This window comes from uncultured Pontibacter sp. (genome assembly GCF_947499215.1).
In the GTDB taxonomy this organism is placed as follows: Bacteria; Bacteroidota; Bacteroidia; order Cytophagales; family Hymenobacteraceae; genus Pontibacter.
In genome coordinates, this window is record NZ_CANMNI010000001.1 from 1,575,222 (window position 1) to 1,588,824 (window position 13,603).

15 protein-coding genes are annotated in these 13,603 nt (G+C 50.8%); 6 read left to right on the plus strand and 9 right to left on the minus strand.

The features are described from left to right. Positions 1–157: 157 nt before the first annotated feature. From Q1A04_RS06920 to Q1A04_RS06930, 3 genes are all read right to left on the minus strand, one after another. A complete protein-coding gene (locus Q1A04_RS06920) occupies positions 158–937 on the minus strand; it encodes a TIGR03915 family putative DNA repair protein (protein ID WP_299703023.1) in 780 nt (259 codons plus the stop codon). A 17-nt stretch (positions 938–954) separates the two neighbouring features. Continuing rightward, the gene (locus Q1A04_RS06925; protein ID WP_299703026.1) at positions 955–1,098 is read right to left on the minus strand and encodes a hypothetical protein; all 144 of its coding nucleotides are present in this window, start codon (positions 1,096–1,098) and stop codon (positions 955–957) included. A gap of 98 nt (positions 1,099–1,196) precedes the next feature. After that, positions 1,197–2,462, minus strand: a complete 1,266-nt coding sequence (locus Q1A04_RS06930; RefSeq protein WP_299703029.1) for a putative DNA modification/repair radical SAM protein — start codon at positions 2,460–2,462, stop codon at positions 1,197–1,199. Positions 2,463–2,738: 276 nt separating this feature from the next. Here Q1A04_RS06930 and Q1A04_RS06935 point away from each other — a divergent pair, with 276 nt between their 5' ends. The 6 genes from Q1A04_RS06935 to Q1A04_RS06960 all read left to right on the plus strand — a co-directional run bounded on the left by Q1A04_RS06935 (position 2,739) and on the right by Q1A04_RS06960 (position 8,601). Continuing rightward, positions 2,739–4,592 (plus strand): hypothetical protein, encoded by a 1,854-nt coding sequence (locus Q1A04_RS06935; RefSeq protein WP_299703031.1) that lies wholly within the window; start codon positions 2,739–2,741, stop codon positions 4,590–4,592. A 63-nt stretch (positions 4,593–4,655) separates the two neighbouring features. Continuing rightward, positions 4,656–5,270 (plus strand): ferritin-like domain-containing protein, encoded by a 615-nt coding sequence (locus Q1A04_RS06940; RefSeq protein ID WP_299703033.1) that lies wholly within the window; start codon positions 4,656–4,658, stop codon positions 5,268–5,270. 220 nt (positions 5,271–5,490) lie between these two features. After that, positions 5,491–6,342, plus strand: coding sequence for a S1-like domain-containing RNA-binding protein (locus Q1A04_RS06945; RefSeq protein WP_299703035.1), 852 nt, complete (start codon positions 5,491–5,493; stop codon positions 6,340–6,342). A 145-nt stretch (positions 6,343–6,487) separates the two neighbouring features. Then, entirely contained in the window at positions 6,488–7,153 is a 666-nt protein-coding gene (locus tag Q1A04_RS06950; protein WP_299703037.1) for an oxidoreductase, read from the plus strand. Positions 7,154–7,206: 53 nt separating this feature from the next. Continuing rightward, entirely contained in the window at positions 7,207–7,986 is a 780-nt protein-coding gene (locus Q1A04_RS06955; RefSeq protein WP_299703039.1) for a methyltransferase domain-containing protein, read from the plus strand. Between the two features lie 114 nt (positions 7,987–8,100). Next, entirely contained in the window at positions 8,101–8,601 is a 501-nt protein-coding gene (locus Q1A04_RS06960) for a hypothetical protein (RefSeq protein ID WP_299703042.1), read from the plus strand. Between the two features lie 117 nt (positions 8,602–8,718). On the opposite strand, the gene Q1A04_RS06965 is transcribed toward Q1A04_RS06960, so the two are convergent. The 6 genes from Q1A04_RS06965 to Q1A04_RS06990 all read right to left on the minus strand — a co-directional run bounded on the left by Q1A04_RS06965 (position 8,719) and on the right by Q1A04_RS06990 (position 13,599). Continuing rightward, entirely contained in the window at positions 8,719–9,660 is a 942-nt protein-coding gene (locus Q1A04_RS06965) for a succinylglutamate desuccinylase/aspartoacylase family protein (protein ID WP_299703045.1), read from the minus strand. Between the two features lies 1 nt (position 9,661). Further along, positions 9,662–10,579 (minus strand): 30S ribosomal protein S6--L-glutamate ligase, encoded by a 918-nt coding sequence (rimK, locus tag Q1A04_RS06970; RefSeq protein ID WP_299703048.1) that lies wholly within the window; start codon positions 10,577–10,579, stop codon positions 9,662–9,664. Between the two features lie 5 nt (positions 10,580–10,584). Beyond that, positions 10,585–11,070, minus strand: a complete 486-nt coding sequence (locus tag Q1A04_RS06975; RefSeq protein WP_299703050.1) for a RimK/LysX family protein — start codon at positions 11,068–11,070, stop codon at positions 10,585–10,587. A 57-nt stretch (positions 11,071–11,127) separates the two neighbouring features. After that, on the minus strand, positions 11,128–11,952 hold the full coding sequence (locus Q1A04_RS06980) for an alpha/beta hydrolase (RefSeq protein WP_299703053.1): 825 nt from the start codon (positions 11,950–11,952) through the stop codon (positions 11,128–11,130). A gap of 129 nt (positions 11,953–12,081) precedes the next feature. Further along, on the minus strand, positions 12,082–12,624 hold the full coding sequence (locus Q1A04_RS06985; protein WP_299703056.1) for a DUF502 domain-containing protein: 543 nt from the start codon (positions 12,622–12,624) through the stop codon (positions 12,082–12,084). Between the two features lie 90 nt (positions 12,625–12,714). After that, positions 12,715–13,599, minus strand: coding sequence for a 4-hydroxy-3-methylbut-2-enyl diphosphate reductase (locus Q1A04_RS06990; protein WP_299703059.1), 885 nt, complete (start codon positions 13,597–13,599; stop codon positions 12,715–12,717). Positions 13,600–13,603 lie beyond the last annotated feature (4 nt).

The following is a 13,603-nucleotide window of genomic DNA, read 5'->3' on the forward strand; positions in this document are numbered from 1 at the left end:
CGACTGAATAGGTTTCATAAAATATCTATATACACTTATACTCCAAAATGGCCTTCCGGGTTGTCCTGTGTTGTGAAAAATTTCAGCGGAAAGCGCGGATGTGTATCTATTGTTATAAAAGAACACTGAAACACAGTTAATTACACACTTGGCTTTTTTACTGAAGTCGTGGCTGTTTTTCAGAAAGGTATTTCCAGTAGCGCTTGGGTATATGGCGCAGATGCAATTTGGGGTTCTTGCGCTCAGGAATATTTACGTGGTCAAAGTATACCTGCCACAGCATCTGATAGCGCGTCTCACTATCATCGTACTGGTCTGAGCTGAGTTTACCCTGCTGCTTTGGCGTAAGGGCCGGATTTTCCAGCTGCACAAAGCTGGTATGCTGCAGATCGTAATAGGCACCGTAGCGTCGTGACGAATCGTAAATTGCCCAGCGCTGATCAGCGTAGCGCTTCTCAAAGTGTCGCACGATTAGGGGCAGCACATTAAAGTCGGGTGATATGCTGGCGTAGTACAGACCATCGGCTGTTTTCTGGAAGCGCACAAAAGCCTCCATACGGTGCTTTTCGCGGTGCACCTGCTTGTGGATCTGCTGCACCTGTAAGATAAAGGGGGCGGTATAATTCCCCTCTACACTCTCAGGCGAGTCGAACACGAGTCGTGCATAGTCGAAGATGAGGCGCTCAAAACCGCTCTGCTCCCACAGGTAGGTATAGTACAATGACTCCAGCGCAGCAGCCGATAGACGCTTCTTCAAGCCGTGCCAGACCCGATTGGCCTTCGTTTCGTCGGTGACCACCTGCACGGTTTCGCCGAACATGGAAGGCTGAGCCAGTTGCTCGGGCTCGATGGCGGTGGGCCAGCCTTGACGCTCGTATGCCTCAAACACAACCGTGAGCAGCCCTTCGAAAGAGCCGTCGTAGGTATAGAAGTACATCTGCAAGCGCTGTTCTACTACTGTTTTGTACTGAAGTTTGCGCGGCTTTTGTCACGCTTGCCATCGTGCTGCATTCTGGAGGAAAGGCTTTGGAGGTGCGGCACCAGCATGTTGAGTTTACAGCAGCAGGAAACACGGGCAACTTTAGTAGAATTTCTCATTGTCTTATGAATGGTTTGAAATGATGTATGATCTGTTTGGTTACACAAGTCTGTTTTGTCTTCCTCTCTCCCCTCTTCCATCTCACGCTTTTTAAAGTTTAGCTTACCTGCCGGAACAGGTCCAGCTGCTGCGTAAGCAGCGCACTTCGCACGGAGCCCTCGCCAAACAAGATGCGGCGGCGCAATTGCTCTGAGTCAAAGTCCTGCCGCTGCAGACTTCTGGTCTGGCAGGTAATAAAGTACTTGGCACGCTTCAGCACCACGCCCATTTGGCGCAGGTGGTCAAAGTGCAGCGGCGCAAACCGCCGGGCCGATACGATCTTTTTGGCAGACTTCACTCCGATTCCCGGCACACGCAGGATCATTTCGTAGTCGGCAGTATTGATCTCCAGCGGAAAGAAATGCCGATTGCGCAGCGCCCATCCCAGTTTCGGGTCTATGTCCAGATCCAGATTCGGCTGCGCCTCGTCCAGTATCTCCTTCACATCAAAACCGTAGAAGCGCATCAGCCAGTCGGCTTGGTAAATGCGGTTCTCACGAATGATTGGCGGAGCCGTTATAATCGACAGCCTGCTATCGGTGCTCACCGGCACGTAACCAGAGTAGTATACCCGCTTCAGGTTATACCCTTTGTATAGCTGATCCGACAACTGCAATATCTGGCGGTCGCTCTCGGCGGTAGCCCCTACGATCAACTGCGTGCTCTGCCCGGCCGGCGCAAACTTCGGCGTTGCCTTAAACAGCTTGCTCTCTTCTTTGGCCTGCACCAGCTGGTTCTTGATCGAGCCCATCGGCAACAAGATCTCGGCATAGTTCTTCTCCGGTGCCAGACTCTGCAGACTTTGCTCAGAAGGCAACTCAATGTTCACGCTCAGGCGGTCGGCGTACAAGCCAGCTTCTTTTATCAACTCATCACTCGCACCCGGTATGGTTTTGAGGTGGATGTAGCCATTGAACTTCTCTTCCTGTCGCAGCTTCTTAGCCACCCGCACCAGTCGCTCCATGGTATAGTCGGCATCTTTGAAAATGCCCGAACTCAGGAACAACCCCTCAATGTAATTGCGACGGTAAAAGTTGATAGTTAAGTCCACCACTTCCTGCACCGTAAAAGCAGCCCGTTGCACATCATTGCTTTTGCGCGTTACACAGTAGGCGCAGTCGTAGATGCAAAAATTGGTCAGCAGGATTTTCAATAGCGAAACGCAACGGCCGTCTTCGGTATAGCTGTGACAAATACCCATACCTTCCGCATTGCCCAAGCCCTTGTTCTCATTCTTGCGCTTTCCTCCACTTGACGAACAGGAAACATCGTATTTGGCAGCATCTGCTAATATTTTTAGTTTACCTATTATCTTGTCGTTCATTCTCGCTTCTTCTATCTGCTTGATGGTTATAAAATTACAAAAGCTTTAGCACAAACCCCAATATTATTAGCAATAATATTTATCAACATGCTATCCACATCTCGGTGTTACTAACTTTTTTAGCAAAACGTAAAATCGGGGTAAAGGGCCTAAATGCTACATATCAGAACAAAAAGAGTATATTAGGAGGTTGAAGCGTACAAACACGTAGTTTATCGGCTTAAGCATCCTCTTACTTCCATGGTCTTGTCTCCTGTGTTCTTTCTCCGTTTTGCAATGGCTTGCCTTGTAGGCATATTGCTGTTTGTCGGTAAAGCGCAGGCGCAGGAAGTTCCGACCCGCAAGGATAGTGTTGCAGCACCAACCGATACCATCAAGCAAAAGTTTGACGAGCGTGTGATGAGCAACCTGCGCGAAATTTCTGAGCGCAAGACCATCATGGGTAAAATGCTGAAGGCGATACTGGTTTTCGACCGCAGGGATGAGGAAGTACTGGGGCTGGATGCGGAATTGATACAGCGTGAATATGAGCGGCATAATTATAAAGTGGTGCGGCGGGTCAACATCATGACGCTGGATGCACTGGGCTATTCCATACACGACACAACCCGTGTACCGCGCAACTTTATGGAAAAGGCCGGCAACTCGCTGCACGTAAAAACCCGCCGGCATCTGGTGCGCAACAAGTTACTCTTCCGGAGGATGGAACCCTTGGAGCCGTTGGCGCTGGTCGAGTCGGAGCGTCTCTTGCGCCAGACCGATTACTTGCTCGATGCCCGCATCATTGTGGATGAGCGCACCACCACCGAAGACAGCGTGGATGTGCTGGTCATCACCAAAGACATCTTCAGTTTGGGCGGGTCAGGTTCTTACAGCCCCCCTTCGGGCATGGGCAGAGTAGCCTTGCGTGAGCTAAATTTTCTCGGTCTTGGCCATCAGGTGCGGGGCTCCTACCGCTTTAACATGAACGCGCCCCGGCCATGGGAAACCACAGCTGGCTACACCGTGGAGAACATCGGTAACACGTACATCACAGCCGACATCAATTACTACGATCAGAATTTTTACAAAGAGCGTAGCGCCTTTCTGCGTCGCGACTTCTTTGCCACCAACACCCGCTATGCCGGTGCTGTCGGGGCCAGCAAGATAGACGAACAGCTCCTGCTGCCGCCTGTGCCTGAGGACACGATCCAGCGCTTTGCAGAGATCGGCTATCACCGGCAGGATTTATGGCTCGGCCGCTCTTTTAAGTTTAAGAGTTACAACCTGGGCTTTGAGCCGCGCGGCCGCCTGATCACGGCGCTGCGTGTCATCAACACTAACTTCTACACCAAGCCCACCGAGAATTTTCAGGATAATACGCTGGGTATTGCCAGTGTGGGTTACAGCGTGCGCCGCTACTACAAAGACCGCTACCTGTATGGTTTTGGTCGAACGGAGGACGTTCCGGCTGGTACGCTTGTATCGGCTTCCTATGGCTACGAGCGGGGCGACGTGTTCAACCGCCGCTACGCAGGGCTCGATCTCTCGTTTGCCCGCTACAACAAGGACTTTGGCTACCTCTACGGCCGCGCCGGCTATGGCTCCTTCATCAGGAACGGCAACTGGGAACAAGGCATGCTAGAGCTGGAGTCGCTGTACTTTACGCGGCTGTATGAAAACGGAAACTGGAAGCTGCGTCATTTTATTCTGGGCCGCAGCACCATCGGCATCAACCGCAATCCCGAAGAGCTCCTTTCCATCAACAACGAAGAGGGTTTGCGCGGCTTCCGCTCCGGTTTACTGCGTGGCAATCGCCGTGTGGTGATCAACTACGAAGCCAACCTCTATACCCCTTTCAAACTGTTCGGCTTCCGGCTGGCGACGTTGGTTTTTGCGGATGTGGCTTGGCTCTCGTACGGCAACAGTAGCTCCCCTTTCAGAAGCACGCCCTACCGCGGCTTTGGGGCAGGTATACGCTTCCGCAATGAATATCTGTCGTTCAGCACGATCCAGATTCTGGTGGGTTATTACCCGAAGATTCCGAACAACGAGAACTTCAACAACCTGCGCATTTACGAGTCGTCACGCCCCTACTACGACTTCGAAGACTTCCGCTTCACACAGCCCGGCATAGCCGAGTTCAGGTAAAATTTCTGTATCCTTTTGAGCTGATTGGGGTACAAAGACAGAGTAATTTAACGAACCCTGAACATGGAAAAGCTAAGAGAAAAATCAGAATATGAAGGCAACCCGGTTGGGCTGTCAAAAACCACGGCTACGGCTATGGCCAGCGAACTGGACCGTCATTTGTCGTCGTTCATCACCCTGTATAACCAGTACCACAAGCATCACTGGATGGTGGAAGGCCCGCAGTTCCGCGATCTGCATCTGTTCTTTGAGGAACACTATACCCAGATTCACGAACAGTACGACGCCATTGCCGAACGCCTGACTGTGATGGGCTACTGCCCTACCTGCCATCCGGCAAAACAGATCGAGCTCTCTTACATCGCACACGAGGAAGAAGGCGTGTTCCGCATCCGCGAGATGCTTAAGAAAGACATGCAGGACGAAAAGACGATCGCCGTGGAGTTGCGCAAGTCCATCAAGAAAGCTTTTGAGCAAGAAGATTTCGCCACTAAGGCATTACTGGAAGGCATCTTGATCAAAACTGAGGACCGTTGCCACCACATCGAGCACTTCTTGGGTGAAGACGGCCTGTCCATCGGTCTGATCGCCAAGCCAAGTGATATCATGGAGGAAGACGGTGACCCAGCCAAAGGACAGAACGGTAAATCCAAAACCACGAAAAAGGCAAAGGCTTAATAATCGGCCTAGCTATACTTTACAAAACAGGCAGTCCAGCTGGGCAGCCTGTTTTTTTTTCTTTAAAATGCCAATTACTTCACCTATCTCCCAGTCAACATCCCTTTTTGTATCCTTTTGCCCCGCCACACAGGTATAAGGGGAACAGCCGAAACCTGAAGGCTATACCTGAAATGGTTTCGCTATATTTGCAGCATTCTATACTTATCACAACAATACCATGGTAGATCTTGGCAATTACAACGAACTGGAGATAGCACGAGAAGTAGACTTCGGCATGTACCTGACCTCTGAAGACGGCGACATTCTGTTGCCCCGCAAGTACATTCCGGAGGGGGCCAAAGTAGGCGATAAAGTGCGCGTGTTCGTGTACCGCGACTCCGAGGACCGTGTGATTGCCACCAACCTGACGCCCAACGCCACCGTGCGGGAGTTTGCCTGCATGACCTGCAAAGACAGCACCGACTTCGGTGCTTTTCTGGACTGGGGTTTGGAGAAAGACCTGCTGGTACCGCTGCACAATCAAAAGGAGAAAATGCGCCCCGGCCGCAAGTACTGTGTGTATGTATACCTCGATGAGACTTCCGATCGCATCGTAGGCACCACTAAACTGGGCAAGTACCTGCACAACGACGAAGCGCCTAACGAGCTGACCGAGAACGAGGAAGTGGATTTGCTGGTAGCCGGCTTTACCGAGATCGGCATCAAGGTGATCATCAACAACCGTCACATGGGCATGCTCTACAAGAACGAAGTGTTCAAAGAACTACACATGGGTGACAAGCTGCGTGGCTATATCAAGACTATCCGCCCGGATAACAAGATAGATGTGACGCTCCGCAAACCGGGTACCACAGGTTTGAGCGAATCTAATGAAGCAACCGATAAAATAATGGAGGTGTTGGAGGCGGCTAAAGGCTATTTGCCACTGTCTGATAAGAGCAGCCCGGACGAGGTCTATCGCATGCTGGGCATGAGCAAGAAGGTCTTCAAAAAAGCCATCGGCGGACTATACAAAGAGGGAAAGATCGAGATCGACACGGACCACATCCGACTGAAAAGCGACGAGTAAGCTGCGCAAGCACCTATACCTTAGGGTCACGATGGAGGCTGATTTCTAAACAAGAATAGCCTATACTGGATTATTTACAGGAAAGCTCCGCATTTATTAACCTATGTGGCGGACAATAACGTAATTCAGCGAAACGCAAACCTCCATGCACCGAACCCGAACCGCACTGATTGCCGGCGCCAGCGGCCTAGTGGGCAGCCACTTGCTGCGCATGTTGCTGCAAAGCGACCGCTACAGTCAAGTGATTTCCGTAGGCCGCCGCGAACTCGCCATCATTCACCCCAAGCTCGACCAGCAAATAGTCGACTTCGACAACCTCAAAAAAAGCGCTTCGGAACTGGCCGCCGATGATGTGTTCTGCTGTTTGGGTACCACCATCAAAAAAGCCGGCACCAAAGAAGCCTTCTACAAAGTAGACCACACCTATGTCACGCAATTGGCGGAGATCACGCTGCGCCGTAATGCCAGTCAGTTTTTGGTGGTCTCGTCTATGGGCGCCGATGCCAAGTCCCGTATGTTCTACAACCGCGTGAAAGGTGAGATGGAGCGGGACGTTCGGGCGCTGGGCTTTCAGGCGCTGCACATCTTCAGACCTTCGCTCCTGTTGGGAGAGCGTGAAGAGCACCGCACCGGCGAAGAGATCAGTGCCAGAATCATGAAGCCTCTCTCTAAACTGATGTTCGGCCCGATGCGCAAATATCGCCCCATTCAAGCTGAAACCGTGGCCAGCGCCATGTTGCGGGTCGCTGCCCAAGACCAAAAAGTTGACAAGGTATACCTGTCTGACGAAATAGAGCGACTAGGCCACTAACCCTCCCTATACCTAACGCGTAAGCTGCAAGGCATTCTATACCTATTCTACCTATGCCAAACAGAAGCCTACGCCGCGCCTTCCCGAAGGCCTCTCAATATGACCCGAAATGGGTGCGCAAGCATTCTATGGGCGAGAACGTGCTCTTCAACCTCGAGAGCCTCACCAAGTCCCTTGACCTGAAACCCGGTATGCGCGTGCTCGACCTCGGCTGCGGCAAGGCCATCAGCTCTATTTTTCTGGCAAAGGAATTTGAAGTTTCCGTTTGGGCCGTGGACGAGGCAGTGTCAGCCAGCGACAACTACGAGCGCATTCGCAGCGAGGGCTGCGAGGACAAGGTGTTTCCGCTCGAGATGGAGGCCCGCTCCCTCCCCTTTCCTGAAGAGTATTTTGATGCCGTGATCGTAGTCGATTCCTATACCTATTTTGGCACCGACGAGAAGTACCTGCCTTACATTGCCCGTTTCATCAAGCCAGAAGGGCACATCGCGATTGTGGATGTTTGCTTTACCGAAGAGATAGAAAGTCACAACCAAGTGCCCGAGTTCTTACAAGAAGATTATCAGAACTACTGGTACTTTATTCATACCATAGATTGGTGGCGCAGGCTTTGGGAAAAAACGGGGCTTGTAGAAATAGAGGCTGCCGCTGAACTGACTGAAGCCGGACTGGTACGTGAGCAATACATGAAAGATTACCAAAACTCTGAGGAAGAAGATGCCTTCGCAAGAGCGCTAGAACTTGATAAAGAGAAGTTTATCACATTCTTTAAACTTATCGGACGGCGTACATCCAAGACAGCCTACCTTCAATCGTACAAACAATCGAGCTAAAGTTTGCGAAAAGTGTAAATATTAGTTTTTTCGAACGCAAGAAGTTATATTTTTGCAGCCTGCCAGCTGGACGTACCTGTCTGGCAAGCTGGATATAACTTTTTTAATAGAACAATGAAAACATTTCTTCGCGTCGGGTTTACCTTGGCTTTGGTAATGACGCTTGCTTTTGGTGCCAATGCACAAGAGTACAGTACAGGTATAGGATTTAGAGGTGGTATCGCTTCCGGTCTTACAGTAAAGCACTTTATTAAGAGCGATGCCGCTATTGAGGGCATATTAAGCACCGGCTTCCGTCACAGAGGTGGTGTAATTACTGTGCTGTACGAGAAGCACGCTCCGGCTTTTAACGCGAAAGGCCTGCAGTGGTACTATGGTATCGGTGGTCACGTAGGTTTTTACGAAGGTCGCTACTACTACTATTATGATAAAGACAAGCGCGACAGGTACTATGACGACAATGTTATAGGCTTCGGTATTGACGGGGTGCTGGGTTTGGAGTACTATATCCGTGATATTCCATTCACGATCGGTGCTGACATCAAACCATACATCAACATACCGCGCGGTGGAGGCTTCTGGGATTCTGCCCTGCACGTACGCTACGTATTTTAATAGCTGAAAAGCCTTAATAAAAAGAGCCCGCTACCACTATGTAGCGGGCTCTTTTGTTTTTGAAAGTTCCCCAACAGGCTAGTTCCTCTGCACAAGCCTCCTCTTGTAAGCTATACCTTAAAAAGCAATGTGCAGCAAGGCGTCGCCTTGATTTACCACGGGCATGTTGTTCAGCCCCACCACGTAGCCAGCAGCCGGTGCGTTGAGGCGCACTTCCATTTCGCCGTAAGGGTCGGTGATCGTCCCCACCACTTGGCTTTTCTTCACGTACTCCCCTTCTTTTACCTGACTGCGAAACAGTCCGGCATTCTTGGCGCGCAGCCAGATGTCCTTCATACAGGTGGTGCTTGGTTCAGAAGCAGCTGGTGCGCTGGTGGCCATACCTAGATGGTGCATCAGACGGCATGTGCCTTCTATCCCCATCGCGATGCCTCTTTCGTCGAAACGTAGCGATTCGCCGGTTTCGTATACCAGAATGTGCTTGCCCATTTTGGCAGCCTCCTTCCGAAGCGAGCCCTGTCGGTACGAAGCGTTTAGTGTGAAAGGCGCAGCAAAGGCCTCGGCCAGCTCCTGATTTTTCGGGTCGGCCAGCACACAGCGAATCTGCGGGTAGTTACCGCGACTAGAACCTCCTGTGTGGAAATCCACGCCGTAGTCGATGTAGGGCATCACCTCTTTCATGAAGCGGTGCGCCACACGGCTGGCAAGCGAACCCTCTTTGTTTCCCGGGAAACTCCGGTTCACGTCTTTGCCGTCGGGCACGTCGCGCGAAAAGTTCAGAAAGCCGTAGATATTCAGCACCGGCACCGCGATGATAGTACCCTTGAGCGGATACAGCATCTTTTTGGTGATCATGCGGCGGATAATCTCCGTTCCGTTCACCTCATCACCGTGCATGCCGGCCATCAGCAAAAGCACGGGGCCATCGTGTACCGAGCGGAATACATAAACAGGAATATCGATGACAGTGCCGCTGGGCAGTTTGGAGATAACAAGTCGGGTAAGCACTTTTTCTCCACGGTCTATACTTACACCGTTGATCTTAATCGTTTCGGGCATGCTATTCTTTTACTCTTTTGGCTGATACCTTCTTCGGTGTTTTCTTCTGTACCAGTCCTTCTACATACTCAATTATTTTGGCGGCGATGTCTTTGTTGGTGGCCTTCTCTATACCTTGCAAACCCGGTGACGAGTTCACTTCCAGAATCAGTGGTCCGCGCTTAGACTGCAGCATATCCACACCAGCCACGCCCAAGCCCAACGACTTGGCAGCCAGCAAGGCAGCGGCCTTCTCCTGACGGCTCAATTTAATCAGGCTGGCATTGCCGCCACGGTGCAGGTTAGAGCGGAACTCGCCCTCCTTGCCCTGTCGCTTCATGGCACCCACTACTTCGCCGTTCACCACGAAAGCACGGATGTCTGCGCCCCCGGCCTCCGAAATGAACTCCTGCACAATGATGCGGGCCTTTAGGTTGTGAAAAGCCTCGATCACCGACTCAGCGGCCTTCTTTGTTTCGGCAAGCACGACGCCAAGGCCCTGCGTTCCTTCCAGAAGTTTAATTACCAGCGGGGCCCCGCCTACTTCTTTTACCAGTCCGGATGTCTCTTTAGAATAGTTGGTAAAGGCAGTTTTCGGCATGCCCAGTCCTGCGCGGGACAGGATCTGGAGGCTGCGCAGTTTGTCGCGGGAGCGCACAATGCTCTGGGAATCTACGGCGCTCTTTACTTTCATCATCTCAAACTGGCGCACCACGGCCGTACCGTAAAAAGTAACCGAAGCGCCGATGCGCGGAATGATCGCGTCGATGTCGGTCAAGCGTTCTCCCTTGTAGAGGATATGCGGATCGCCCTGTTCGATCACAAGGTCACAGCGCAAGTGATCCAGCACCACAACTTCGTGTCCGCGCTGTTGAGCCGCTTCCACTAAGCGCCGGGTAGAGTACAACTTAGAGTTGCGAGAGAGAATCGCTATTTTCATAAAGACTATTTATTCTTCTTTTGTTTGTTGTTGAATTTAAGTGAGACGTTTTTACGTGAAACGTCTACAATAAACCGGCCCTTGAGCAATTTTCGGCCTATCAGCACCGGGTACTTCATGTCGCTGCGGTCCGAAAGCGAGAACTCCGCCTCGATCAGCTCGTCGAAAAACTTGATCTTGGTTTTGATAACGTAGCGCTCTTGCACATCACCAAAAGAGTTACGGATGTCGCGTAGACTATAGTCCGAAAACCGCAATTTTTTATGGTTGTATTGCGGGTGCGATGGGTCTAATAAGTCGAGACAGATGACTTTAGTTCCGTCGGCGCGGGTTTCCTCATGGATATCCGAGCAATGGATGGCCGAGGTATAGGCGCCGGTGTCAATCTTGGCCTCTATCTCGTCAATATCCAATTCGGGAAAGGCCACCATCTCGCGCCTGCCGATGATTTTTTTCTCTGTTTTGAGCTTTTTCAAATTTTCCTCTTTCATCAAAGGCCAATTTAAGCATAATGCTTTACGTACGACAATTTGGGAAAGGAATGGGTATTAAATTTTTGAGGGTGGAATAACATCAGTCTTCTTCGCATGCAGCAACTCCGCTACTTCCTGCAACAGATGCGAGTGCCCGGCTTTGAGCACCACTAACTCTCCTTTGCGCAGTGCCTTAATAAACACACTAACACGTTTAGGCGAGATAATCTGATCAAACTCGCCAAGGAACATCGTAACCGGGACTTGCTTGTGATTGAGAAGCCGCACGATCTCGCGGATGTCGAAGTTGAGCTCCCGGAAGCCGATCCAGCTGCGGTATACCCGCAGGCGCTTCTCGGTGCTGTCCATTTGGAAACGGGCAAAGCGCACGAGGCTCTTGTGGATCATGTTATATCGATTGAGCACGTTGAGCAGCCTGAAGAAAGGCTCCGGTTTGAGCACCGTGCGTTTGAAGAGTTGCTGCAACCAGCCCGGGTAGGTGGCAATGTTGTACCAGAAACTAGTCTTGATGCCATCCGGAGCAATCAGAAAGAGCTCGTCTATCTGCTCCGGGAAGCGCTCTACCAAGGTGAGGGCAAACTTACCTCCCATACTAAAACCCATCAGCGAGAAATGATCTATATTTTCCTTCTCGAGAAACAAGCCGATCAATTCTTGTAGAAAATCCTTGTCGAGCGGCATGTTGTCCTTGTGCAGGTTACTCTGGCCGTGATAGAAAAGATCGAAGGCGTAGATGGTGTAGTCGCTGCCCAGTGCATGCCCCATGGGCTGATAGTAGCTGCTGCTCTGCCCATAGCCATGGAAGGCCAGCAAAGGCTGCGTACCTTGGCCCAGCACTCTGTAGTGCAGTTTCGTACCGTTGTGTATGATGTAAGGCATTCTGAATAAATGGATCTCTTTTAACTTATTCGGCATGCATACAAATAAGATGCATAAAAGGGCCTTTTAATTTTGAGATACTTGGTGAGTGTTCTTTTGCCTGATGTGGAAGGTATAGCTTATAGCTTACTACAACTTCGATACGCCACCTGACACAATGAACTTCATTACGTCGCTGCTTGGCAGGTCGAGGTATACGACGTTTTGCTTGGGAACCACGAAGAGCTCTCCTGAAAAGTTGTAGGAGTGCGGAAAATACACGGCCACCCGCTCTTCTACGTTTACAGAACTAAGCGTTTCCTGCGTCACAAAACCGAACTTCAGGTTATCCGAGTCTTCCGACATCTTCACCATCACGGGCTTGTTGAATTTCTGGTTGTCGCCCACAAAGGCATCGAACAGGTCCTTGATACTGGAGTAGACGATACCCACCAGCGGCACTTTGTTGAACCAGCGCCCCGTGATCACGATGAAGGGCTTCACGAAGAAGGACGAGCTGATAAAGCCGATCATGGTGAGTAAGATGAACATCAATACGATGCCTAGTCCCGGTATACCCAAGTCGAACATACTGTTCAGCCAATCGATGATAGCCACCACAATCCACACCGTGATGGTAAAAGGAGCCACAATCAGGAGTCCGTTCAGGAAATAGCGTAAGATGCGTGTCATGCTGGTTGATACATAAAAAAAAAATAGGCCTTGCCGAAGCAAAGCCTAAATGTAGCTAAAAAGCCACTATTTTGCAGTATATAGCTAAATCTATACTGTTTCGAGGTCAAATCTTTTGATGTTGTCGGCCACCTGCTGCATCAGCCACATGGGCGTGGAAGTGGCACCGCATATACCTACACTCTCGGCATTGGCAAACCACTCTTTCTCCAGTTCCTCCTCGTTTTCCACGAAGTAGCTGTTGGGGTTATGCTGCTTGCACACACTGTAGAGTGCCTTTCCGTTTGAGCTCTTTTTGCCGCTTACGAATATGATCACATCGTGTTCCACCGAAAACTTGGTCAGTTGCGGCTCACGGTTCGATACCTGACGGCAAATGCTGTCGTTGGCATTGAAGGCGGTGCTGTCCTGATTGGCCTGCTGCAAGCGCTCTTCAATCAGCGACTTGATGTGATAGAAGCCTTTCGTGCTTTTGGTGGTCTGGCTGAAGAGCGTAACAGGACGAGAGAAGTCAATCTTATCAAGGTCCTCCTCTGTTGTAACTATAATGGCCTCGTCGCCTGTCTGGCCAGCCAGTCCAATCACCTCGGCATGGCCCACCTGACCGTAGATTACGATCTGCCCGCCTTTGATTTTGTCAACATCAAATGCATGCTTCACACGGTTTTGCAGCTTGAGCACCACCGGGCAGGAGGCGTCTATCAGTTCAATGTTATTTTCTAAGGCTGTTTTGTAAGTTTCAGGTGGTTCGCCGTGGGCTCTGATTAGCACTTTGGTGTCGCGCAGTTCTTTGAGTTGCTCCCGGTCAATGATGCGGAGTCCCTTTGCATAAAGGCGCTTCACCTCCATGCTGTTGTGCACGATATCGCCGAGACAATAGAGCTCTTCGCAGTTCTCCATCTCATCCTCCGCCATCTGAATGGCGAATTCCACACCAAAGCAATAACCGGAATTCTTGTCTATCGTTACGTTCATTTCT

Bases quoted from the DNA above. Each gene is read 5' to 3' on its own strand.
- Q1A04_RS06935 (WP_299703031.1), top strand. From the start codon at position 2,739: ATGGCTTGCCTTGTAGGCATATTGCTGTTTGTCGGTAAAGCGCAGGCG.
- Q1A04_RS06920 (WP_299703023.1), bottom strand. From the start codon at position 937: ATGTACTTCTATACCTACGACGGCTCTTTCGAAGGGCTGCTCACGGTT.
- Q1A04_RS06965 (WP_299703045.1), bottom strand. From the start codon at position 9,660: ATGCCCGAAACGATTAAGATCAACGGTGTAAGTATAGACCGTGGAGAA.
- Q1A04_RS06985 (WP_299703056.1), bottom strand. From the start codon at position 12,624: ATGACACGCATCTTACGCTATTTCCTGAACGGACTCCTGATTGTGGCT.
- rimK (WP_299703048.1), bottom strand. From the start codon at position 10,579: ATGAAAATAGCGATTCTCTCTCGCAACTCTAAGTTGTACTCTACCCGG.
- Q1A04_RS06940 (WP_299703033.1), top strand. From the start codon at position 4,656: ATGGAAAAGCTAAGAGAAAAATCAGAATATGAAGGCAACCCGGTTGGG.
- Q1A04_RS06980 (WP_299703053.1), bottom strand. From the start codon at position 11,952: ATGCCTTACATCATACACAACGGTACGAAACTGCACTACAGAGTGCTG.
- Q1A04_RS06945 (WP_299703035.1), top strand. From the start codon at position 5,491: ATGGTAGATCTTGGCAATTACAACGAACTGGAGATAGCACGAGAAGTA.
- Q1A04_RS06925 (WP_299703026.1), bottom strand. From the start codon at position 1,098: ATGAGAAATTCTACTAAAGTTGCCCGTGTTTCCTGCTGCTGTAAACTC.
- Q1A04_RS06955 (WP_299703039.1), top strand. From the start codon at position 7,207: ATGCCAAACAGAAGCCTACGCCGCGCCTTCCCGAAGGCCTCTCAATAT.
- Q1A04_RS06960 (WP_299703042.1), top strand. From the start codon at position 8,101: ATGAAAACATTTCTTCGCGTCGGGTTTACCTTGGCTTTGGTAATGACG.
- Q1A04_RS06975 (WP_299703050.1), bottom strand. From the start codon at position 11,070: ATGAAAGAGGAAAATTTGAAAAAGCTCAAAACAGAGAAAAAAATCATC.
- Q1A04_RS06950 (WP_299703037.1), top strand. From the start codon at position 6,488: ATGCACCGAACCCGAACCGCACTGATTGCCGGCGCCAGCGGCCTAGTG.
- Q1A04_RS06930 (WP_299703029.1), bottom strand. From the start codon at position 2,462: ATGAACGACAAGATAATAGGTAAACTAAAAATATTAGCAGATGCTGCC.
- Q1A04_RS06990 (WP_299703059.1), bottom strand. From the start codon at position 13,599: ATGAACGTAACGATAGACAAGAATTCCGGTTATTGCTTTGGTGTGGAA.